The organism is Oenococcus oeni (assembly GCF_020510245.1).
Classification (GTDB): domain Bacteria; phylum Bacillota; class Bacilli; order Lactobacillales; family Lactobacillaceae; genus Oenococcus; species Oenococcus oeni.
Genome location: NZ_CP084701.1, coordinates 425687 through 448314, shown reverse-complemented (window position 1 = coordinate 448314; position 22628 = coordinate 425687). Strand labels below are relative to the sequence as shown.

Below are 22628 nucleotides of genomic sequence, written 5' to 3'. Positions count from 1 at the left end.
TAGTTTTCCTTCTATATATAATGAATATCCTTTAACGTTTGGTCATCGAACTCGAAGCATTCCATCTTCTTGGTTGCCATCGTATAACCATTTTTGCTTTCATAAGGATCAGTTTTCTTAAAGGTTCCGACTTGATGTTCAACTACACCAAAGTCGTCATTAACTACTTCTTTATGAAAGTGACCGTATAGAACCATGCGATAAGTTGATTTAGACCAGATATCAGGATATTCAGTCGCAAACAGCATCGGCGCTTTGGTTTTAGCAGCATGACCGTGCAAAGCTAATAAGCCGACTGACTTACCAACAACAAAAGCTTCTCGATAACTGTTATTGACTTTTATATCCATTTCCGGATATTTAGCCCTTAACATCTCTTGAAACATAAAACTGGTTGTTTCGTCATGATTGCCGTTGATGTTAAACATCTGCATTGAATCAGAGTATTTATACGATTCTTCAATAATCGGGAAAATAAAACGTTCTGCATCTCTAACAGCTTGTACAAAATCAATCGGATCTAATTCGGTTCCTTTAGTTGTCTTAGAAGCATTTAAAGCATCCGAATGTAATAGATCGCCTAATTGAGTAATAACAATCTGTTTCCAACCACGATGAATTAAATCAATCAATTCAACTAAACGATTTTCAACATCTTTAAACTTTGTAATCCCGAAATGAAAATCAGAACAGGCAATCACTAAATTATTCTTGCCATGCACATTAGATTTAATAACTTTGACTGGCTCAATCTTTTCATTAAACAAGCTGATTAATTCATCAATTGATAAGTCTGTAGACGTTTTAGGTTTGGCTGAAAACTTAATTTGGTGATTCCACATCGTCAGGCCATCGGAATTAGTCACCGACCAATCATTATTAGTCACATTTGACAGCGTCCATTCAGACGGCTTATAGCCACCAAACTTTAAAATATCTTTAGGCGATTTCTTAGAACGGTGTTGAAAATCAGCAAACTTCAAACTGAAATCAAGATTATTGATATTTCCGTTTTCGTCATAATCTGCTTTTGATTGAAAATCTTCTTTGCCATCTTGTGACGTTACATTTTTAGGTTTAATCAGTCCATTATCACCACTTACACGGCCACCACGATCAAAGGCATGTTTAGTGGCAATATGTTTAACACCGCTTTTTGTCACATAATTCCCGCTTTGTGTGAGCTTGTCGGCAATCTGTGCATTCGTATAGCCTTGATGACATAAGTCCTTAACAGTGGCTAATAATTCTGGTGTCCACTTCATGAAAGTAGCCACCCGAAGACAAAGGACAATAACCAGCCAATAAACAAGCCAGACCAGAAATGAATATGTAATTTTGTTTTAAGCCGTGCATTTTCGAAATGCAAAGCTGAATTTTCTTGCTCTAGTTTGTTCATAAAATCTCCATTTTAAGCAGTTAATCTATGTTCGTTTCTCGCTCTAATTCGAATAGCGATATCCCGCGTTCCATATCTTTCTTTTCTAGTACCGAAATTAGAATTGTATTTAGCTGTACACCACTCTAGGTTTTCTACTCGATTATTTTCTTTGTTTTCGTCAATATGATTTATTTGTGGCAAATTTTCATAGTTTTGAAGAAATGCTTGTGCAACCAGTCTATGAACTTTAAAACATTCAGACTTTATATTTTTACGCAAAATCGTAATTAAATATCCATCTTTATCAAGGCCGCCTCTTAATATTCTCTGTTTCCAATGCCTACCTAAATTATCAATTCTGCCCAAGCTTTTAACTCTGCCAAGATTGCTAACTTGATACAATCCTTCATATCCTTTTATATCTCTCCAAATTTCCATTCACATATTTTCCTTTTTAAGACAAAATAAAAAGCCGGTCGTTAGACTAGCTTTTCTAATACTGCGGGTTGAAACCCTGTTAAATTGCCTTTATCAGTAACAACGAACGGCAACCTTTCAACACCAATTCTTTTTAAATGGTTAATGGCGTTTTGATCGTTCGTTGTGTTAATTTCCTGATAATCGATATTGTGTTCGTTAAGCCAGCGCTTAGTAGCTTTGCATTGCGGACACATATCCTTCGTATAAATATTAACTTTCATATCTCTCTTAATCTTTCGTACTCTATAATATTAACCCCTATTTAGTGTCATTATGCTATCACAATACTATCGCTTTAGGGTCATTATACTGTCATTTTGGTTAATAGTGCCTAATAAAGCTTAATTATTATTCATTCGCTCAATACTTCTAATTTCTTTCGATCTTCAACCATATAAATGTCATATTGTTGTGCGAATATCACAGCTTCACGTCTTTTTTTATTCCAATAGGTTTTACTTGGTACATCAACATAACAGTTACTATCTTTTGTAATCATGTTTAAATTTCTTGCCACTGAAACATCGGTATTTATTCCGTAAGCGTCTATATAACGCATTTGTAAAATCCTGCCGCCGTAATGGTTGTTCAATACCTGCATCGACCATTTAACAATGTCAATATCTGTCTTAGCATCTAAGTAGCGAATTTCCTGATCTTCGGTCGTATTGTGTGCAGGACTTGAATCCACTTTATCTGCAGATAAACGAACAGCTTTTAAACGACTTGGGTCAAGCATAAATACTTTGTCCTTCTGGCGTTGATAAGTATTTTCAAGAAATTCGTAAACCTTTTGAGCAGTTGATTTTTCATCGATGCCAGGGAACAAACTACTTTGCTTATACATATTTATCCTTTCATATTAATAATTGCTTTGTCATCAACAACTTCGCCAATTTCTACTAGGTTTTCTTCGTCTCCTGGCACCATTGGAGTTTGCTTAACAATAATTGGTCGTGTCATTTTTCCTCCCTATCATATTTTTCGAATCCATAACCACATAACTGCCCTTGAACAATTTTTATAGCGTCTTCCGGACTTCTAGCGATGCCATGACAGACACCGTATTTTTTTAAAAATTTATGAAATGTTATTTGATCGTCTCTAGGTTTTCCAATAGGTGACTTCATTTCAATAAAGAAAATCGTGTGATCTACAGGATTGAAACCAGTTAAATCCGGCCAGCCGTTCGGCATTCCTGGATCAAAATAACCACCGGCCAACATTTTTATTTTTCCGGCTGCTGTTCTAAAAACTTTGTAGCCATATTTTGATAAAGCTACTCGAACATCGTCTTGTATTGAATGTTCTGACATATTTTTTTAATAAGAAAGGATTTTACTCACGCTCACGTAAATTTCTCACCTTTCCCTATATATATACATATACTTCTACACTTTGTTAGAAGGAGTATATGAGTATATAGGGGTAGACGTGCACGGTTGAGCGATTTAGCCTACTCACGTAACTCACGTAATTTTTAAATATCCTCTCTTTCTAATACCTCCTATTTCTTTTTGACCATATTTCCATTGCTTTTTGTTATCCATAATGTTTTTTAGTTGTGAAGCAACTCGCCTATTCTTTAATAAATCCATTTCACCTATAGCAGCGCCAATTTGTTCCAAAGAAACGAAATTATTTGATGTTTCTTGTAAGAACTCATCTACTCTCGATTCGACTTCATCCACATACATAAACGATTCTCTTTGCTCGGCCAACATGTCTTCTTGCTCTTTAGTAAGCTGAAAGCTAAACTCGCCTTCTAAATATTCTCGATAAACGTCCATCGCTTGACCCCAAACCTGTTGAATATAGTCGGTTTGTTCTTGTGTATCTTCCCAAGCATGATATTTAGCTTTTTCTTTGTGAGCCAGTAAAGGCATAAAGCGGCGCTCACCTGTCTTATCTTTTAAATAAGTCATTTCGTTAGTTGTTCTAGCAATTACGAAATGTTTTGAATAAGTACCAACCGTTCTCGCATAAGCTTGCCTGAACTCTAATTCAGTTGCCGTAATAAATGACTTCAATTCATCGAAACCGGCTTTTCTAGTTGCTTTCATCTCATCATCGTTAACGATTAAGGCTTTTAGCATCATCGAAAAATAATCTTTATTAGTGAAGTCTTGAACCGATTGTGTGTAATAGCCAAAAGACAATTTTTCAAGCAAGGATGTTTTGCCAGCTCCCTGGCTGCCAACTAAATCCAAAACATAATCGAACTTGAATTTTTGTTCAAAGACTTTCGCTACAGCACCGGTAAGCCAAATTTTTGTAATCATTGTTGTAACAGGTGTTTTATCAACTCCGAGAAAATCCGGAAACAGTGTCGAAAAACGATCTTTTCCGTCCCAAACCTTATGAGCTAAATTAAAGTAGTCGACAACCGGATTGAATTTGTTTCTGTGTGCGACATTGCTAATCGCTGTAAAGATCAGATCCGAAGCAAACAGGACACCATAATGACTATCTAGATAGCTTCTTAATTGATTTAAAAAGTCATCATCGAGCTTTTGAATATAAAAGGTGTAAGTATCCAATCTGATTAAGGCCGTGTTTTGAATGTCCTGGGTAAAATCATTGAATTTAATTGAATCCTTGAAATCATGTTCTAACAGCTTTTCGATATTAACTAACGAACTAGCCTTAATTCTTCCGTCCTTATACATGACCAAACCAGGAATCGGAGACGGAGTAACATCTTTTTTAGTAGCTAAGAACTCTTTAAATTGCTCGTTAAGTTGTTCCAGTGTCATTTCTTCTCCTCATTTCTTTTTTTAGCATTGATGTATAGGTTTTATTAAATTCGCTTTCTTCTAAGGGCTGTGGCGAGTTCTGGTTAGTCAATCGGCAAAGTTGTAAAACTGCATCGGGATCAACTCCCCGAAACAACAAACCACCGATTAATTCTGTTAGGTTGTTGTTTCTCATACCCGAACCACCGAGACCAAAAGCGATTCTTTCGAATAATTCGGCCGTTTTGCTTTTTTCGGTAATGTGATACTTATTTCTCACGGATTCTGGAATATCGTATTGGCTGTTAACCGGCTTGATAGCTCTCAATAACTCTTTAGAAGCTTCTACGATTTTATGGTGGTTAACGAATTGATAACCGTCTGACGGCGCAATCACAACATAATTGTTGATGTGTGCTTTAACATCAACGCCCTTTAACCAACCGATATTCTGTTCGACTTCTATGCCTTTAGGTTTCATATAAAACATCTGTGCACCACCATGAGCAGTTTTCTGGGTCAAGGTAGTTGAGAAATATTCATTATGATTAAATTCTTTTAAGGATTTAAAACCGTTATTATCCTGGTGTTTATCAATATCAACTACGAAGAAATCAACTGTTCTAACGGCAATATCGGCATTCGGGTGTTGTTCCCAAATATCGTGTATCTGACTTTCGGTTAAAGCCGGCTGATCTGCGAATTTAATGATCGGGTGCTTATTAGCGACCGGCAAGACATACATTCCAGCTTTTGCGTATCTTTGTGCGTATTCTTCTTTAGAACGGTAAATCGTCATTGTCGACATCGTCTTTAGTTGTGTCTTTTATAGGTGATTCTTCTTTCGTTTCTTTGGCTGCTACTGGTTCTGATTCTTCGATTTTGTCGAAGTCGTAATTACGATATGGATAATCTGGATTTTTCTTATTCGGACGAACATTCAAATTAAGCAATAGTTTTGTTCCGACTGCTGGTGTTAATTGGTCAACTATCTTATTGCCGTCAACGAACTCGGATGCTTCTAATGTGAATTTGATTCCCAAAACGTAATAAAGCTTGATTAAGGTTCTGGCGTTTTTATCAAGTGCGAAGTCTGGTACCGGTTTGCCGCTTGGTGTTTTTTCTTCGAAGCCTAATTGCATATTTTCTTTTCGGCCTGCATAATCACCGTCTAAGACTTCAAAGACAATTTTGTTGTAAGGGTTGAAATTCTGATCGGTATTAGGAATCTGATAAGCTACACTTTCTAATGCCACTTTATAGTTGCCGGTTGGCAATCCTGCAAATGTTTGGACTTTATCCTTTGCTGGATCAAAGTTTTCTAGGTCTTTCATAATGTCTTGTAAACTCATTTTTATTTCTCCTCTTTTGCAAAGTTGTAATCAATATATTTAAGAATTTTTAGAACTCGCTCGCTTTCGATACGAGATTGTTTGTAATGCTTTCTTTGTTCGGTTACTTGTTGTAAATATCTTTCACCGATTTTTCTGGTTCTGATAACTAAATCAGAATTGCCATTAACGATGTTCTGCCATTTTTCCGGTAATGATGGTTGTGGTACTGGATTGCTGCCATCGGCATCGGTCATCGTAATTTCACGGCTGACATAAATAACGTTTAACGGCATTGTTCTAAGCCTGGTAACAAAACGCTGTAAAGCAGTCTTTTCGGTTGCGTAACCTTTCCCGTAAGGAATATCGGACAAGGCTTTAACACCGGATTCGTTACAGACAGCTTCTTCAATCAAAGCAACCACGTCGTCGATAACATCGACAATCACTGTTTGATAGTCGTGCTTTTCAGTCGTAAGAGCCGTGATAATCTCATCTAACTGGTCGGTAATATCCTTCGTGATTTTTCCATCTTTTCCGTATTCGTTTTTTAAAGAAATAAACGGATATTTGTTAGCCTTGGCATTGCTGTCGGTGTTTAAAAATAATGGCGCTGGAAACAATCCGGCTAAATAACTTTTTCCGCTCATTGGTTTGCCCCAAATCATAAAATTATGAGGTTCATCAACGATATGCGGGTTTACTTCGTTCTTGGGTAAAATCATAATAAGTGCATTGATCTAGCTTTGAAATACGCCCAGCCATGTTTATAGCCGTGTATTTTTGCGTATTCCTCTAATTGCGCTTGACTTTTTGCATCGTGCCAATCAGAGGGAACGTGTGAAGCGATCTCCGCTTTTATCTCCTTTTTAATATCTGCTAAGCGATTACGATTAACTTTCGCAAGCTTAGCGTCTTTTTTTATTTCGTATGCTTTTCCTGAATTGCCAGCATTTTCACTAGTTAATTCAGATCCGCAATACGGGCATAGATTTTTTTTGACATCTTTCTTATAGAAAGTTCCAAAACACATCGGACAAGTTTTTATAGGGTTTAAAAGTTCGCTTGAATGTTTACCACTTAAATTCCATTCTCTTTCTTCGTCTGGCAATCCAAATCGCCCAACGTTGTTAACGTGGTCTATTATTATTGCTTTTTTGTTCTCTCTTGGATTTAAACATCTCATCGAGAACTGTAAGAACAAAGCTAATGATTTTGTTGGTCTTAATTGAATAACACAATCAACATTCGGTAAATCAAGTCCTTCGGTAAATAAATCCCGATTAACCAATATGGTTAATTTCCCGTTTCGATAATCGTTTATTACTCTTTCGCGATTATTGCTTTCAGTTGAACCGTCTAACGCTTTTGCTTTGATACCTGATTTATTAAATTCTTCGGCAACTTTATAAGCTGATTCAACAGAATGCGTATAAACAATTGCTTGTTTACCAGCTGCTAATTGTTTGTAATATTTAACAGCGTCACCATAAATCGTGTGTTTCAATGCTTCATTAATTGATTTGTTAGAAAAATCTCCTTGACTTACTTTTAATTTTTCTGTATCAATTTCATTCGGTGCATAATAATCGAAATCAGCCATATAGCCTTTTTTAATAAACCAACTTACAGGCCTGCCAACAATCAAGTCATCGGCTATTTCTGTAAAACCGCCTTTGCCTGATCTCCAAGGCGTGGCAGTAAATAATAATTTAAAAGATTCATTGAAGTGATCTAATACTTTTAAATAACTTTTAGCCATGCTGTGATGACCTTCATCGACAAAGATTAATTTAGCTGGATATAGATTTTTTAAATGCTTAGCTGCTGATTGAATCATTGAAAACTGAACTAAACGCATATCGACTCGTTGTTCTTTAAACGTCTTTTCCGCTTGCTCAATTAATTCTTTTCTGTGAACCAGGAATAAAACACGATTATTTTTATCTGTAGTTCGCTTGGCAATATCGGCCATAATCATGGTCTTGCCTGTACGAGGGCGGCTGTTGAACAATAATTGATTTATGACCTTGTTTCATAGATTGAACAATCTTATTAATGGTTTCTGATTGATAGTCTCTTAATGTTCTCAACAGCCAATCACCCTCTTTCCCACATATAATTTTTCAAATGTGTGCCATGTTTAACGGCATAAGAAATTGATTGTCTGGGGATTTTAGTTGTTTCTTCGGCTTCGTGCAAAGAATTGAAAATATTTACTACGGTTTTATTTTTGATTTGTTTAATTTTCCAACTCATCGTATTTTTAATATTTTCAATACGATGACCATAATTAATATTTTCTTCGTTAGTCATCCATTCGAGATTATTGACGTTATTATCAGTAGTAACTTCGTTAATGTGGTTTACTGTCAGCTTATTTTTTGGATTTGGGATAAATGTTTCAGCAACCAACCGATGAACTTTTTTGTATTTTTTAAATCCTTTTTTACAAAGACAAACTCTTAAATATCCATCTGAATTTAACCAGGGTTTAATTATTTGATCTTTTTGAATACTTTTAACTTTGTCGCTGCCTTTAAATACAAATCTGTCAAGACTTCTAATTCTTCCCCAACTACTTACCTGATATGAATTTTCGTAACCTTTGATAGGCTTCCATATCTCTTTATTAGTCATACTTGACCCGATTTTGTTTGCTAAAGACAACGACTTTATCTAGGTCGGCTTGAATCTTTTCGCCAAATTCTTTTTTTAATTGCGTTGGGCTTTTAACCACAAAAGCAGCTAAACCGTATTTGTTATAAAAAGCTTGTTTAACTTTGTCATCGTCACTAGCTAAAGTCTGTTTGCTTACTTCTGATGTCGAAATATGAACAAACTGTGAGCCGTTAGCTAAACGCTTTTTAACTTCATCATCGATATTTTTAATCGGATTCTTTAAGGCTTTAGCCGTGTAGGCCACGTTTTCTAAATCCTCGTTAGTTAGTTCAGAAACGAAAGCTTTGCTTCTTAATTGAGCTACGCTAGCTGTAACGCCATCTTGATCTATAATTCTAATTTCGTTACTCATGCTATAATTACCTCGTGATTTTCTTAATTCTTCCGATTGCAGTCGGAAGTTTTTTATTTGTATGAAAGTTTGTAACCTTGAATCAATTTTCCGTTTTTCAAAGCGTAATTAATGTTTCTGTGAAATGCTTTGTTAGCTTTTGAAACTGATTCGATTTCAACTTGTTCGCCTGTTTCTAAATAAGTGGCTATGATTGGTCTTTGTTGTTTTTTGGCTTTATCCAACGAAGCTTTAAAAAGATCAAGACCCTGCTTTAAGCCTTTGGCTTTTTGTAAAATATTTTCTTTGCTTTCTTCTTTAGTGAAGCTGTTAAGCCTAATTGTTTCCATCAGTTATCGACTCCTTGGAAAAATTCTTTTAAAGTCATACCTGATAATTTCCATTGCACGATTGCCATTCCAATAAGTGATACGCAAATCCCTGCCACCGCTCCGGCTGCTAACATCGTGAGTTCTAGATTTAATACGTTCATTTGTTTGCCTCGATTCTTTCATCCATTCTTCTAACGATTAAGTAATAAAGATCGAATGGCATTTCTTCGCTGTCTAAAACAGCCTTTACAGTGTTCCTCATGTCTTTTAGCCCTTTCAGATAACTAGGATTGTGACTCGTTGCCATCCGATCGATCTCCTTTTCATGTTTAAGAAATTTCATTGCTTATTTCTTTCTAGATATTTATCAATATCTTTTACCTGCCAACGTGGATGCCCGTTTACTAATATCGATGGAACTTCTCTAAAAAAATCGTATTGAGCATTATTGGCATGTTGGACATGAAAATAAACTTCAGAAGCTTCATCAATTTTCAACAAAGATCTAGAATTTAAATTCCTAATATCTCGCATATGGTTCTCCATTGTTTATTAGCTGCTTCGCCAGTTGTTTGTCCTAAAACCACGTGTCGCATTTGTGCCACAGAAAATGGTTTTTCCGGACGAATTTCTTTAGCTACTAACTCACCAAGCTTTTTATAGGTAAGATGTTTCGACAACATCGCAATTTGTATTTGTTGACTAGTTGGTAATCTCATGATTGATTGAATAAATTCGCTCATTGTTCTCCTTTCGAATAAATTAATATTTTTTGTACCAATATCATTGACAAGTAACCAATTTATTACTACGATGATTCAGTAAACATTTTTTATAAACAAAAAATACTATTAAACACTCTCTAACTCCCCAGTTATCAATGTTTTTAATTCTTTTTGTTTACTTATTTCGTTTACGTTTCCCTGGTACGAATATAGAATACTCCTATATTTATTACCAAAGGGAACATAATAGTAATTTATTTATTACTTAATAAATTCTTAATAACGAGGAGATTCGATGTCTAAAATATTGGTTTCTAATATAACTAGATTAGTTTCTTTAAAGGGTTGGACAATGGATCAGCTTGCAGAAAAAACCGGAATGAAAAGCGGAAAACAATTTTACGCATGGAAAGATCATGAACCAGGAATCGATAAGGTAACTGCGACCGCAGATGCTTTAAATGTATCTACCGACTATCTTCTCGGTCGTAATAAAAGTAATAATTTAACTGATGAACAGTTAACAGTTGCTATGGATGCACCCGCTCATCTATCAAAAGAAAATCAACAAAAAGCAATTGACTTTATGAATTACCTTGTTGCTCAAGAGGAAAAGAAAGATGAATCCGATAGAAAAGATTGAATCTGATTATCCGGAATACAAAGTATACTTAAAAACCTTTCCTGATGAAATTAAATTCATGCATGGCTTTGTTAATCGTGGATTAATATTTATTGATAATGAACTACCTATAGATACTCAAGCGGAAGTTTTAATGCATGAAATTATTCATTTGCAATATGATACAGGACAAAATCTTTGTAACCATAATTCAGTAAAAGTGTTGCGTGCAGAATATTTTGCAAATAAATGGGCCAAAAGAGAAGTTAAAAAATATCTTTAAAAATACGTGCAACGTCACGTTAAACCGTTTGGGAGGGAAAATGATTATATTAATTGTAATTGCTTTAGTTGCTATTGGATATGTGGGATATTCAATTCAGAAAAAGAACGATACTTTTATTCCAGACGTGAATATCAACAAAAAAGCAAGAGATAAGAGTGGTAAGAAAATTTCTAAACATTATTTATTATCGTCCGCTAAGAAGATAAAGAATAATCAGCCTATTACAAATGATGAACAATATGCTTTTACTGCTGCCACCGGTTTAACTACGAATGATTATTTGACTGAAGAATCAGAAAAAGAACGAACCACATATTATATTCCTAGTAATGGTATGCCTATTAAAGGAAAGACAAAAATTAGAGAAAAAGAAAATGGTCTAATTTACTTTTCTCAATATTTTGAAAAAGACCCTGTGCAAACATATAAAATTGTTGAGTTCGATTGGAATGGGCCACAATATACCACTCGCTTAGAAACAACAGGATCATCAAAAAACAAGCATTTAGTACCAATTATTAAGCAGAAGCGTACAACCAACCTTCATACAACCGAAACTAAAACAGAGGATGGTTCTTTAGCTAAATTGATTTTGTTGGATACTAATACAAAACAAAAAATAGTGTCAGAAACAAAATTGTTTAGTGCTCAGAATAATATCATTAGTGCTTTCAAAATCTGGGATCAAGATATTAAACCAATTGCTCATAATTCGATTGCAGATCAGATTAAAGAAGTTAAAAATTTATTAGACCAAAATTTGATTACTGAATCTGAATTCTCTGCCAAAAAGAAACAATTACTTGGTTTATAATCTTTGCCACCCTACCGTGGCATACATAAGGAGTTAACATGTCAGTTTATAAACGTGGACCTAACTGGTACGCAAGAGTCAGTCGCCCTAACAGCAGAGGCGGATATCAAAGAATAAATAAAGGTGGATTTTCAACCAAAAGAGAGGCTCAAACTTGGGAAGCCGAAGTTTTGACTGGAAAAGAAACAAAAAAAGATAGTGATCTCCTTCTTGCCGATTATTTCAAACAATGGTATGAGACTTACAAATTAAATCTAGAAAACCAAACACTCTCTGCTTATAAATCGACTTATCTGCTGTTAAAGAAATATGAGCCAGATACTTTATTGACAGATTTTAATCGTGGAAAATTCCAACAGTTGATTAATGCCTATGGCAAAAATCACGCTATGAATACTGTTAAAAAAAGAAAGGTTCTTATAGCAGCTTCGCTCAAAGATGCCTATGCGGATAAATTAATCAATGATCCGGTAGACTTAAGGATTAATCTTGTCTACAGCAATAAAGGAAAGTCAGCAGATTTAAAGTTTTTAGAAAAAGAAGAAGCTCAAAAATTAATTAATTATTGTATTGAAAATCATTCTCTAAGCAACTTTCTACTGTTAACCTGTATTCTATCAGGTGCCAGGTTTGGAGAGATCAGTGCCCTTGTAATGTCGGACATTGATCAAAATGCAAGAACTATTTCAATTACCAAATCAAAAGAACAAAAAACAGACAAAATCAAATCAACAAAAAACGAAACATCGAATCGAGTTATTTCAATGCCAATCGTTTGGTTTCAACAATTAAAAAAATATTCATTTGATAGTGATAAAGAATTATTTCCCTATACTGACCAATCTATGAACCGTCATCTTAAAGTTCTATGTAATAAATTGGATACAAAATCAGTGACTATTCACGGTTTAAGGCATACTCATGCGAGTCTGCTTTTAGCAAATGGAGTTTCAATGCAATACATAAGTAAGAGATTAGGACATGCAAATTTAATGATTACAGAAAAAGTTTATTCGCATCTTTTGGAATCAAAAAGAAAAGAAGATGATACCAAAGCTATGAGCATATTTTAGTGTGGCAAATTTGTGGCAAATGTGGCAAAAAATAACACTGAATTGAGTAGAAAAAAGTAGTATCTAGGGTGCTTAGAAACGTTGATATATAGGCATTTAGATACAAAAAAAGCCTCATACCGGTAATCGGTACAAGGCTTAATAATAGCTCCAATGGGGATCGGATGCTATAATTGTACTGTTAAGTTTTGGGGTAGTTCCGGAATTCGACAGGTTATTACAAGCATGGATTGCGTTCCCGTTTGTCGGGTTAAAGACTGCAGATATAACTGCAAAAAATAATGAACCATCTTACGCATTAGCTGCCTAATCGCAGTAGCGTAGCCCTTTGTTGAGTCCACGGCAACATTCTCGGCCTAATTAGTGGATTAGCTGCTGGCATTTATGTTCGGAATAAAAGCAGTGAAACAAGAATCGAACTAGCTCTCGATTTGGAAGTTAGCAACCTAATCTTGAGCGAAATTACTTGTTAACTATGAGCGTAGATATTTATGTGATTGGATAATTTGGACATGGGTTCGACTCCCATCTACTCCATATGGTATGTTGATAAAGCGCAAGCCCCTACGGTTGAGCGCTTTTTTTGTTTACTCAATATCATATTAATTATCAAAAAAATCAACATTAAAAAGCTTATTAAGGACTTTGCGCATATTAGTTATCGATAATGCGTTAAATAAAATACCCTCCTGGATCTTGCTTCCGTTAACTTATACAGATCTGATTGAAGAAGAGCAGGCCATTTAGACTTAACTTCCTAATAAATATCTCATCAAATATATATCTGAAATAATAAAAACAGAATCATAGATCTTTGATTTAAAAAAATTCATGGTTTTGTTCTCAAGAGAAACGAAACAGCTGTTTCAATATGATGCCCATCTCTCTGGGGCTTTCTTCCATGCCCTGTTTCATCCATTGCACTTCGGTAGATATCACAGCCCCCGCCATAAAATTGGCGAAATATTGATTTTTTCCACGAACAGTACGTGAAGAATCAATGTAGGAATTCTGTGCAAGAAAAACATAAACCTTTCTAAAGGCGCTTATTAGAACATCAAAGAGTCCTGCATGAATCAATAATAAGGTTTCGGTTGCATGATCACCCATTATTTGAAAATACGCCGTCATAAGTTGCGTGAAGTCTATATGTCTGTTGTTAAGAGCAAGATTTAGATAAGACATAATCATTTGTTCTTGATAACGAGAAACTATTTCCTGAAAAGATGAAAAGTTCCGATAATAGTAGGTTTGAGAGACGGCTGCTGTTCTGCAGAGATCCGAGACAGTGATATCGCTAAGATGCTTATTCTGTAACAAAGTTAAGAGACCGCGATAGATAGCCCTGAGTTTAAATTGCTTTAATTCATGTGGTGACATTGTTTACAACTTCCCTCGTTTCTGTAGCCTAAAGATTCTTGTCCAGTATAGCCTAAATTACGCTGTTATTAGCATATTTTGCTAAGGGGGAATTTCTTTTGAAACAAAAACAAATGGCTATTTTGATGACAATGACCATCAGTATTTTCCTTTGTATGCTTGACACAACAGTCATGAATATTGCACTACCAGCAATTCAGACAGGGCTTCATACAGATCTTGATACACTTCAGTGGGCGTTGAATGTTTATACAATTGCTTTCGCGGCCTTCACTATTCCATTAGGAAGGATAGCCGACCAATTCGGACGAAACGAAGTCTATTTTGCCGGACTGATTCTATTTTTGTTGGGTTCGTTAACATCGGCTTCAAGTTCAACGGTAGCAATATTGATTATCGGACGAGCTTTGCAGAGTATCGGTGCTGCAATTGTCTTCCCAGCCAGCATGACAATAGGTATTAATTCTGTTCAACTAAATAAAAGGAACACCGCGGTTTTGATTTTAGGAATTACACAGGGTCTTGCAGCTGCCTTTGGACCGACAATCGGTGGATTATTGACACAATTCTGTGGTTGGCGAGGTATTTTTTACATCAATGTTCCGCTAGTTTTGCTTGCCGCGATTATGTGTGTAGCCTTATTGCCAATGAAAAATGAAAACATTGTTAAAGCTAAATTAGACATTTCCGGAATGTGCTTGGTAATTCTATTATTATTCTCTCTGACTCTTGCACTTGTAAAAGCTAGCGCCTGGGGTTGGACCAGCGGAAAAATTCTCAGTTTGTTCGCGGGGTTTGTCATAGCGCTAATATTATTCATTTGGCGCGAGTCTATGGCGTCAGATCCCATGATCCGACTTCATTTATTCAAATACCGCCACTTTACTGGAGCAGTTGTCATGACGGTTCTTTCTGGAATCTTATTTGTAGGTGTAATGGTCCTAATGCCGAGTTTCTTTACCAAAATTCAAGGACATACAGAATTAGAAGCCGCTCTGATGATCACACCTGCATCCATAATGGTATTCTTGCTTTCCCCCGTCAGTGGACTGCTTCTCAAAAAGATGGGCGCCAGGCAATTAATTGCTTTAGGAATTGTTCTTCTTGGATTGGGTTATGTTGGCCTTTCAGTCATGAACCCGCGTATTTATTGGCAATTTGCGATTTCTTGTATCCTTATCGGTACAGGTTACGGAATTATCATTGGCCCGATCACAGTCCTAAGTGCTGGCGATTTTACTGGAGAATTACTTACGGCTTCTCAAAGCGTCACCGGTGTCTTTAGACAAATTGGCACCGTGCTTGCTGTCGCTATCTTTGTATCGGCCCTGTCAACAAACTTAGCGACAGCAAAGGCTCAGGTATGGTCAGCAGCACGAAACGAAGTTAAAAAATTATCTGTCATCCAAACAAGACAAAAACATATAATGATGACTAATAAAAGTTTAGCCAATCGAACAAAAGCAGCTGAATTTTTGTGGAAATGGTTGATCAATAAAAAAATTCATGGCGATATTTTGAAAATTTCTCTCGAATATGCCGCAAGAAACTGGTATGATACTTCAAAAAATGGTGTCAGATCAGTGATTAATTTTTAATAGGAATATTTAAAAAGTTGCATTAAACGGCTTTTTAGTTTTTCGCCATCTCCCATAAAAAGCTTATGAAAAAAATTGTCTGACAATAAAATCAATTTTAAAAATAAATAATTCTCTTTATAATAAAAAATATATAAATAGTCAGCAGCAAAACACGCGATAATATCTACAGAAAAACAAAAAAATCAGAATTCTAATAACATTGGAAAGAAATTAACTTATTAATTTATAATGATTATTATTCAGTTTATTTAAAAATATTTAGGAAAACCAACTTTATATAAAATTTCTGTTTACTTTAGACATTGAGCTCTGGCACTTTTTTATTAAAGAGCAACGGTTTATTCAGTAATCATGCTAAGGTTATTTTTTACTTGGGGTAAATCAACAAATTGAGATTTAAAAAAAATATAATAACAGGCGAATTAGCAAAAGGTACGTCTTGGCTAACCCTGGGCAACGTTGTTTCACGGCTTTTGGGAGCTATTTATGTGATTCCGTGGACCTTGATGCTGGGTATTTTATCCTTGCAGGCCAACACTTTATTTGGTAAAGGATATAATGTTTATCAACTATTTTTAATAATGTCGACAGTTGGACTGCCATCTGCGGTGGCTAAGTATACCTCTGTCTTGGTTGGCAAGGAAAAAGATCTGTTTTTAGAGAAAGCTTTTCAACTAAGTCTTTTCAGCGGCCTGCTCTTCGGAGTTATTTTCTGGATCCTGGCTCCAATTTTGGCCGTCGGAGACATCAATCTTATTCCAGTTCTTCATTCACTCATTCCTGCCGTTATTGTTTTCCCTTTCCTTTCCGTATTGCGTGGAAAATTTCAAGGACAATTGGATATGGAAACCTTAGCCAAATCCGATATAATCGAACAATTAATCAGGATTGTTTATATGCTGCTTTCGGCTTTTTCTATTCTGGATATATTCCACGGCAATTGGGTGAATGTTGTAATTCAGTCAACTTTCGCCGCTTTTATAGGTGCCTTGGCAGCTATTATATATCTTCTTTATAAACTTTATTTCTTTAAAGCTGAAAAAATTCATTTATTCTCGAAAATTGAATTAAGTGAAAATAATTCTCTCGTAAACAGTTTTAAATCATTTCTTCCAATCGTTAAACAGTCGATCCCCTTTGTTTTTATTGGCGGATTTTTGACCTTTTATCAGTGGATAGATCAATACACATTCTTCCCTTTAATGAGAATTTTTCATCCTGATTTCCCCCAAATACAGTTAGAAGATATCTTTGGTAGATTTAATTTCAATGCCAACAAATTGATTATGTTGATAGTTTCCCTGGCCATGTCGGTTGCTTCAACGATCTTACCGATTATTTCCAAAAATTCTTCTAATTTAAAAGAGACGAGAAATTCGATTGCACGAGGAATTAAAATGTTAATCGCGATTATTTCTCCCTCAGCCTTAATTATGTATGCTCTTGCAAAACCTATTTATATTATTTTTTATGGCAAGTACGGCTCCCTACAGGATTTTGTTCCGATTGTTCAAGTGTCAGCTTTGGTTTCTATATTTATGAGCAGTGGCATGCTGTTGGCGATGATTTTGCAAGGAATTGGCAAAACCCGTGTAGTTATAAAAGCGATAATTTATGGAATTATTTTTAAAATATTGTTCCAGCCATTTTTGATCATAGTATTTCCAATGTTGGGTGCCATGATAGCAACATTTGTTGGCTTAATAGTTAGCACAATGATGATGTTTGCCTTTATAGAAATAAACTATCAAGTTTCTCAAAACATTGAAGCGGGCTTTCTTAGCAGCACATTTGTTTCGTCGATAATAATGTTTGCATTAGTCTGCATATCAGATTATTTTACCCAGTTATTTGTTTCGGATTCAAGAATCGGTCAATTTTTACCCTGTTTAATATCATCCTTGATTGGACTTTTTATCATTATTAACTGTTACAAAACGAATGGTATTTTAGATGAAATTCTAACAAAATAACCAATATTTAGTCCGGAATTAAAAAGTGAATAAAGCTTCATTGCTAAAACTTTTTAATAGTGTAACTAAAAAATACTAAAAACTAAATTTCTCGTAATAAACATTTTTTGAATGAATTCCACATTTTCTAAGTAACGTTTTATAGCCTAGCATCATAATATTAGACCCAGACAATAAATAATAACTATTTTCCAAAATGGGAGTCTTTAAAATATTTAGCAACTTTTCAGAATTTAAACGATGGATCGACTCGAAATAATGGAAATTTTTTTGATTTTTAGATAATTGCAAAAGCATTTCCCTATAAACCAATTGGTCTTCCCGAGAAACGGTCCATATGAAATATATTTCTCGTTTTTGAGAATATTCAAGAACCAAGCTGATTAAAGGTACTACGCCAGTACCTCCTGCCAGCATAATTAGTGGTTGTTTGGCATTCGTCTGTTCAATAATTTGTTTATTCAAAGTCCCATAGGGGCCATCAATTAAAACTTTTTCGCCAATTTCGATTTTTGAAACTTGTCGCGAGAAATCTCCATCTCCTCGAATAGCCAAAACAATTCGCCTATTTTTAAAATCAAAATCAACAAAAGAAAATGGATGCATTTCTTTCATTTTTTCAAGATTGGGGAAACTAATAAAGACATAATCGCCCGGTTGGTACTGTTTCAAACGACTAATCTTAATTTTAGAAAATTCCAAAATCATTTGAGCCATATTCCCACCAATATTTCTAATTTCAATAACATTAGCTTTGCTAAAACGCCAATATTTTGATACAAGAAAACATGAATAACTCAAAAAAGTTATAAAGGAATATAAATAAAAGATAATTGCGAAAGAATTTATTTGCATAATGTAACTAATTAAAAGCACATGAATAAAAACAAAAATAGTTGCAATAAGATTTAAACGATGAATCCAAACACTGGTTTCGTGTTTAAAAATATGTAATTCCAAGAATCTAACAATTAATTTAACCCAGTGGACTCTATCAGTTATCCAGCCACTTAAAAATAAAATAGAATAAGCGGCTGTTCCAATTAAAATCCATAAAGCATAATCTCCAGTGAGTTTGATTAAGCCACTAGATAAATTCATTAGAGTATGTACATAAGCTAAAATAATTGCTCCAATACCAAGAAGTCCATGAACGAAATACATAGATGGCAATCCAATTATTCGATCTAACCATTTCGGTTTTGTGCTAACAAAAATTACAAATAACATCCAAACATATGCTATCGTGCCTATTTGAAACCCAAGTATAGAGGCAGAAGATTCATTCATTCCAGTCGCAAGCGCTTGAATTAATGGAAGCAGAATAATAAATATTGCTGCTCCCCAAAAAAAGTCCTAATAAATATTTATGATTTTTAAGCATAAATTAACTCCTTTTGATCAATAATTTCGTGATTGAGCCAACGTTCAGATTTTTTGTTATAACTTATTCTTAATCCTGAACCGGATAAACGTTTTAACCAGCTATGATCATTAATTGTCGTAGTAGCAATAGCAGTAGCCCAAATATCGGAATAAGTCAATTCCGAACCAATGACACTTGAACTAATGACATTAAAATTTTTTTCTGGTATTGCGCGTCCAGTTGATGAATTAAACAAATGTTCTCCTCGTTGACTAGTTCCAGATGCTGCTATAGCGCCATTTTTCATTCTGAAGCAACTAATAACTTTTTTATTATCAAAGGGATTAACAATCCCTATTTCCCATTGCCAATTATGCTTGTCGGAACTACTAAATTGCATATCACCACCACCATTCAAATTAACAGCTACAAAATTCGGGTCAGATAGAAGCGGTGCAAGTTGAATACGTTCTGCCTTTTCAATTGCCCATCCTTTAACAGCACCGGTTGGATTATATTTTCCAACAAAATTCGCTGAAAACAGTCCTTGCGTCATTTCTTTTGCCCAAATCGACAGAGCAAAAACTTCTTGAAAAAGTAGGTTAGTACCAGTCATTTCAATTTTTCGATGATTATATAAAGTAAGTTCAGAATTTGTTCTGAAAGGAGAAAAAATGTGATCCACTAACACAAGCCATTCATGAATTTTTTTTGCACGTCCCAAAATAACTTCTCTCGTAACTTCGTCATCTTCTTTAACTACAATTTGACCGGTAAAAGGAATATTCATTTCATTAATTTCAAAGCTAAGCATTATATAATGATCAATATTTTTTTTATAAATTTTCATCATTTAAGATTCCGCCTTGTTTAAAGCACTTTGTAAGGATTTAGTAAATCCTTTCCAGGTCTCAGTGGCTCCACTAAATGATTGAATTTTTGAAGAATCATTTTTAACAGCTTCATCCTCATAGGTTGGCAAAACACTAGAATTTACTTGCTGATCGTGAGGATTATCTGTTGGATATTTAATAGTTTGAACTTTTGTAATCTCACCATTACTAATCGTTACTTTGACTTGCACATTCCCCCAACGCATGCTGGCTGATTTGCCGGTGTAAGTTCCATTTTGATAACCGGAGTCCACAGAAGAACTTGAAGACGAGCTAGAAGCGCTTGATGACTCTGATGCATTAGAATTACTTTGTGAATTTACACTTGAATCAATAGCAATATTTTCAGCACTGCTTTTTTTAAAAAATAATAGGTAACCATCAATCGCAATAGCCAAAGTTATAGACAAGCTAATTAAAAATGCGATAATTTTTTTATCATAATTTTATAGAATCTCCTTTATATTAATTATTTTTAAAATAAAAATTAAATAAAAATTATCTAGGCAAAGATAATTCAAAAATCGTGCCTCTTGGATAATTATCCAAAACATTGATTTTAATATGCTGGCGATTTGCCAATTCCTTGACAATTGAAAGACCCAATCCAGAACCGGGAATGCTATTGCTACGAGAGGCGTCTGCTCGATAAAAACGTTCAAAAATATGTTTTTTATCATTCGCAGAAATTCCTTTCCCAAAGTCAATAATTCTCATAATCGTTTTCCCAGAGTTTTGCTCAATATTTAAAATAATTGGACAATCCAGCGGACTGTATTTACTGGAGTTTTCTAAAATGGCCAAAATGATTTCATGTATTTGGTCCAAGTCGGCTTTGATATAAATATTGCTGGAAAATTTTGTTTTTATCTTTTGTGGAAAGGGTACGTTTTTCGATATTTCAACTAATAATTCGCTTAAATTTATCTTAGTGATATTCAATTCATCTCGTTCAGCGTGAGATAAATCTAATAGATTTTGTACCAAATGTTGCATTCGCCTTGTTTCATTCGAAATGTAATCGAAAGAGTTCTCGATAATTTCAGGATGTTCACGCCCTCGGCGTTTAATCAATTTGAGATGCCCATTAATTGCAGCAATGGGAGTTTTTAATTCGTGAGATGCGTCTGAAACAAATTGTTTTTCACGGACCTCTTTTTCACTAATCACATCTAAAAGTTGATTAAATGAGACAGCTAACTCATTTACTTCTGTTGGGGAAGTAGGCTCAGGTAATCGGTCTTCCATTCTTTGATTACTCTGCTTAATTTTAAGGCTTACCTTCTCAGTCGCAGAACTCAAATAAGATAGAGGTGTTGTCAATCGTTGTGATAATTGCCAAATCAGCCAAACTCCAAAAATCAAAACCAAACAAATAATAATTAGTAAAGTGTAAAGAGTTATTTTTATGATATTAAAAACTTTATATAAATTAATCCAAACTGTAAAATGATTTCCGTATTGAGTGACAGTCTTTGTGTAGTATAGCTTGTAATGATTAAAGTCATGCCAATTTTTGCTATCTAAAAGATATTTTTTTGAAAAAAATAAATGTTTGTAATTTTTACTAGCAACATGACTAGCACCATCAGAATAAAAAGTTTTTTTCTTATTTGTCTGAGCTTTAATAAAAATAACATCGCTATCAAAAGTGTTGTTTCTAATCCAAATATTCCAATCATGAGCAGAATCAATATTTGTTTTCTTCAAACTTTTAATATATTGATTTGCATTTTGTACTTGAATCCTTATCAGCTGATAACCCAAAACAGTCGGAACCGAAATCACCATCGAAAATGTAATAATAGCTAGCAAGAAAAAATAAGAGCGCGTCATGATTAAGGCACTACTATTTTTTAGCGGCCTTATAAAGGCTAATAGATTATGAAAAAAATTTTTTACTTTGCGCATTATTTTGCCCTTAAGACATATCCAACACTACGAACCGTATGAATAAGCTTCGGATAAAAATGATCATCTATCTTTTGACGAAGATAGCGTATATAAACATCAGCTGTATTATATTGACCGTTAAAATCAACTCCCCAAACATTATCAAGTAAATCATCGCGAGTAAGCGTTTTGCCTGCATTTTCAATTAAATATGTTAAAAGTTGGAACTCTCTTTGCGTTAAATCAATAACCTGTCCATCCCTTGTAACACGGTGTGCGTCTAAATCCAGCACTAAGTTAGATACCTGATATAGTTTTGGGCGTGGCTTATTTTGATGACGAATCGTCACTCTTAAACGTGCTAAAAGTTCTTCAATTTCAAAAGGCTTCGTAATATAGTCATCTGCACCAGAATCTAATGCAGCTACTTTATCGCCAATATCACTTTTAGCGGTCATAAGAATTATAGAAACCTGACTATTTAATTTTCTAATGCGCCGTAAAACTTCGAGCCCATCTCGTTTTGGCAACATCCAATCAAGCAAAACTACATTAATTCGGTTTGAATTCTGTTCAAAAACTGAAAGGCCCATTTCGCCATCACTAGCTGTCAAAACAATATAATCTTCAAATTTAAGTTCCGTCTGTAAATAAGCTACAATAGCTGTCTCATCTTCGATTATAAGAATGATTGGTTTTACCATAATAATTTTTGAACACTCGCTTTCTT

Annotated in this window: 29 protein-coding genes and 1 other RNA gene; 7 read left to right on the top strand and 23 right to left on the bottom strand. The window is 34.6% G+C overall.

The genetic code is table 11. From position 1 onward, the window contains the following. Nucleotides 1–11: 11 nt before the first annotated feature. The 17 genes from J3U91_RS02265 to J3U91_RS02185 all read right to left on the bottom strand — a co-directional run bounded on the left by J3U91_RS02265 (nt 12) and on the right by J3U91_RS02185 (nt 10015). On the bottom strand, nt 12–1265 hold the full coding sequence (locus tag J3U91_RS02265; RefSeq protein WP_002819753.1) for a hypothetical protein: 1254 nt from the start codon (nt 1263–1265) through the stop codon (nt 12–14). Further along, the gene (locus J3U91_RS02260; protein WP_002819754.1) at nt 1262–1399 is read right to left on the bottom strand and encodes a hypothetical protein; all 138 of its coding nucleotides are present in this window, start codon (nt 1397–1399) and stop codon (nt 1262–1264) included. Before J3U91_RS02260 ends, J3U91_RS02265 begins: the two co-directional genes overlap by 4 nt. Before the next feature lie 12 nt (nt 1400–1411). Continuing rightward, nucleotides 1412–1819, bottom strand: coding sequence for an NUMOD4 domain-containing protein (locus J3U91_RS02255; protein WP_002819755.1), 408 nt, complete (start codon nt 1817–1819; stop codon nt 1412–1414). A 41-nt stretch (nt 1820–1860) separates the two neighbouring features. Next, on the bottom strand, nt 1861–2082 hold the full coding sequence (locus J3U91_RS02250; protein ID WP_002819756.1) for a glutaredoxin domain-containing protein: 222 nt from the start codon (nt 2080–2082) through the stop codon (nt 1861–1863). A 131-nt stretch (nt 2083–2213) separates the two neighbouring features. Next, nucleotides 2214–2708: a hypothetical protein gene (locus J3U91_RS02245; RefSeq protein WP_002819757.1), complete on the bottom strand. Its 495-nt coding sequence runs from the start codon at nt 2706–2708 to the stop codon at nt 2214–2216. A gap of 112 nt (nt 2709–2820) precedes the next feature. Further along, on the bottom strand, nt 2821–3177 hold the full coding sequence (locus tag J3U91_RS02240) for a VRR-NUC domain-containing protein (RefSeq protein ID WP_002819759.1): 357 nt from the start codon (nt 3175–3177) through the stop codon (nt 2821–2823). A gap of 153 nt (nt 3178–3330) precedes the next feature. Further along, nucleotides 3331–4617, bottom strand: a complete 1287-nt coding sequence (locus J3U91_RS02235; RefSeq protein WP_002819760.1) for a VapE domain-containing protein — start codon at nt 4615–4617, stop codon at nt 3331–3333. Further along, a complete protein-coding gene (locus J3U91_RS02230) occupies nt 4598–5395 on the bottom strand; it encodes a bifunctional DNA primase/polymerase (protein ID WP_002819763.1) in 798 nt (265 codons plus the stop codon). Before J3U91_RS02230 ends, J3U91_RS02235 begins: the two co-directional genes overlap by 20 nt. Next, complete coding sequence (locus J3U91_RS02225) at nt 5376–5948, bottom strand: hypothetical protein (RefSeq protein ID WP_002819766.1); 573 nt, start codon at nt 5946–5948, stop codon at nt 5376–5378. Before J3U91_RS02225 ends, J3U91_RS02230 begins: the two co-directional genes overlap by 20 nt. A 2-nt stretch (nt 5949–5950) precedes the next feature. Further along, on the bottom strand, nt 5951–6652 hold the full coding sequence (locus J3U91_RS02220) for an AAA family ATPase (protein ID WP_002820941.1): 702 nt from the start codon (nt 6650–6652) through the stop codon (nt 5951–5953). Beyond that, entirely contained in the window at nt 6649–7908 is a 1260-nt protein-coding gene (locus J3U91_RS02215) for a DEAD/DEAH box helicase (RefSeq protein ID WP_002819768.1), read from the bottom strand. The genes J3U91_RS02220 and J3U91_RS02215 overlap by 4 nt, the downstream gene beginning before the upstream one ends. 119 nt (nt 7909–8027) lie before the next feature. After that, nucleotides 8028–8567 (bottom strand): NUMOD4 domain-containing protein, encoded by a 540-nt coding sequence (locus J3U91_RS02210; RefSeq protein ID WP_002819769.1) that lies wholly within the window; start codon nt 8565–8567, stop codon nt 8028–8030. Then, a complete protein-coding gene (locus J3U91_RS02205; protein WP_002819771.1) occupies nt 8560–8961 on the bottom strand; it encodes a hypothetical protein in 402 nt (133 codons plus the stop codon). Before J3U91_RS02205 ends, J3U91_RS02210 begins: the two co-directional genes overlap by 8 nt. 53 nt (nt 8962–9014) lie before the next feature. Beyond that, on the bottom strand, nt 9015–9290 hold the full coding sequence (locus J3U91_RS02200) for a hypothetical protein (protein ID WP_002819772.1): 276 nt from the start codon (nt 9288–9290) through the stop codon (nt 9015–9017). Between the two features lie 139 nt (nt 9291–9429). Beyond that, nucleotides 9430–9579 (bottom strand): hypothetical protein, encoded by a 150-nt coding sequence (locus tag J3U91_RS02195; protein ID WP_002819774.1) that lies wholly within the window; start codon nt 9577–9579, stop codon nt 9430–9432. 32 nt (nt 9580–9611) lie between these two features. Further along, nucleotides 9612–9806, bottom strand: coding sequence for a hypothetical protein (locus J3U91_RS02190; RefSeq protein ID WP_002819775.1), 195 nt, complete (start codon nt 9804–9806; stop codon nt 9612–9614). Next, complete coding sequence (locus J3U91_RS02185; RefSeq protein WP_002819776.1) at nt 9785–10015, bottom strand: hypothetical protein; 231 nt, start codon at nt 10013–10015, stop codon at nt 9785–9787. Before J3U91_RS02185 ends, J3U91_RS02190 begins: the two co-directional genes overlap by 22 nt. 277 nt (nt 10016–10292) lie before the next feature. Here J3U91_RS02185 and J3U91_RS02180 point away from each other — a divergent pair, with 277 nt between their 5' ends. From J3U91_RS02180 to ssrA, 5 genes are all read left to right on the top strand, one after another. Continuing rightward, complete coding sequence (locus J3U91_RS02180; protein WP_002819777.1) at nt 10293–10640, top strand: helix-turn-helix domain-containing protein; 348 nt, start codon at nt 10293–10295, stop codon at nt 10638–10640. Further along, the gene (locus tag J3U91_RS02175) at nt 10618–10902 is read left to right on the top strand and encodes an ImmA/IrrE family metallo-endopeptidase (protein WP_002819779.1); all 285 of its coding nucleotides are present in this window, start codon (nt 10618–10620) and stop codon (nt 10900–10902) included. Before J3U91_RS02180 ends, J3U91_RS02175 begins: the two co-directional genes overlap by 23 nt. Nucleotides 10903–10942: 40 nt before the next feature. Next, nucleotides 10943–11719, top strand: coding sequence for an SHOCT domain-containing protein (locus tag J3U91_RS02170; protein WP_002819780.1), 777 nt, complete (start codon nt 10943–10945; stop codon nt 11717–11719). Nucleotides 11720–11757: 38 nt separating this feature from the next. Beyond that, nucleotides 11758–12792, top strand: a complete 1035-nt coding sequence (locus tag J3U91_RS02165) for a site-specific integrase (RefSeq protein WP_002820628.1) — start codon at nt 11758–11760, stop codon at nt 12790–12792. Between the two features lie 190 nt (nt 12793–12982). Beyond that, nucleotides 12983–13332, top strand: a transfer-messenger RNA (tmRNA) gene (gene ssrA / locus J3U91_RS02160). Nucleotides 13333–13635: 303 nt separating this feature from the next. On the opposite strand, the gene J3U91_RS02155 is transcribed toward ssrA, so the two are convergent. Then, nucleotides 13636–14172, bottom strand: coding sequence for a TetR/AcrR family transcriptional regulator (locus J3U91_RS02155; protein ID WP_002818314.1), 537 nt, complete (start codon nt 14170–14172; stop codon nt 13636–13638). A gap of 98 nt (nt 14173–14270) precedes the next feature. Here J3U91_RS02155 and J3U91_RS02150 point away from each other — a divergent pair, with 98 nt between their 5' ends. Both J3U91_RS02150 and J3U91_RS02145 read left to right on the top strand, forming a co-directional pair. Further along, nucleotides 14271–15770 carry an MFS transporter gene (locus J3U91_RS02150; protein ID WP_002818312.1) on the top strand — a complete coding sequence of 500 codons (1500 nt, stop codon included), beginning with the start codon at nt 14271–14273 and terminating at the stop codon, nt 15768–15770. A 392-nt stretch (nt 15771–16162) separates the two neighbouring features. Then, nucleotides 16163–17746 carry a putative polysaccharide biosynthesis protein gene (locus J3U91_RS02145; RefSeq protein WP_002820131.1) on the top strand — a complete coding sequence of 528 codons (1584 nt, stop codon included), beginning with the start codon at nt 16163–16165 and terminating at the stop codon, nt 17744–17746. Between the two features lie 75 nt (nt 17747–17821). On the opposite strand, the gene J3U91_RS02140 is transcribed toward J3U91_RS02145, so the two are convergent. The 5 genes from J3U91_RS02140 to J3U91_RS02120 form a co-directional block, all read right to left on the bottom strand. Further along, entirely contained in the window at nt 17822–18976 is a 1155-nt protein-coding gene (locus tag J3U91_RS02140; protein ID WP_226489969.1) for a ferric reductase-like transmembrane domain-containing protein, read from the bottom strand. A 146-nt stretch (nt 18977–19122) separates the two neighbouring features. Next, complete coding sequence (locus J3U91_RS02135; RefSeq protein WP_002818307.1) at nt 19123–19965, bottom strand: FAD:protein FMN transferase; 843 nt, start codon at nt 19963–19965, stop codon at nt 19123–19125. Beyond that, nucleotides 19966–20403, bottom strand: a complete 438-nt coding sequence (locus J3U91_RS02130) for an FMN-binding protein (RefSeq protein WP_002818306.1) — start codon at nt 20401–20403, stop codon at nt 19966–19968. Between the two features lie 100 nt (nt 20404–20503). Beyond that, nucleotides 20504–21916: a sensor histidine kinase gene (locus J3U91_RS02125; RefSeq protein ID WP_002820133.1), complete on the bottom strand. Its 1413-nt coding sequence runs from the start codon at nt 21914–21916 to the stop codon at nt 20504–20506. After that, nucleotides 21916–22602 (bottom strand): response regulator transcription factor, encoded by a 687-nt coding sequence (locus J3U91_RS02120; protein WP_002817079.1) that lies wholly within the window; start codon nt 22600–22602, stop codon nt 21916–21918. The genes J3U91_RS02125 and J3U91_RS02120 overlap by 1 nt, the downstream gene beginning before the upstream one ends. Nucleotides 22603–22628 lie beyond the last annotated feature (26 nt).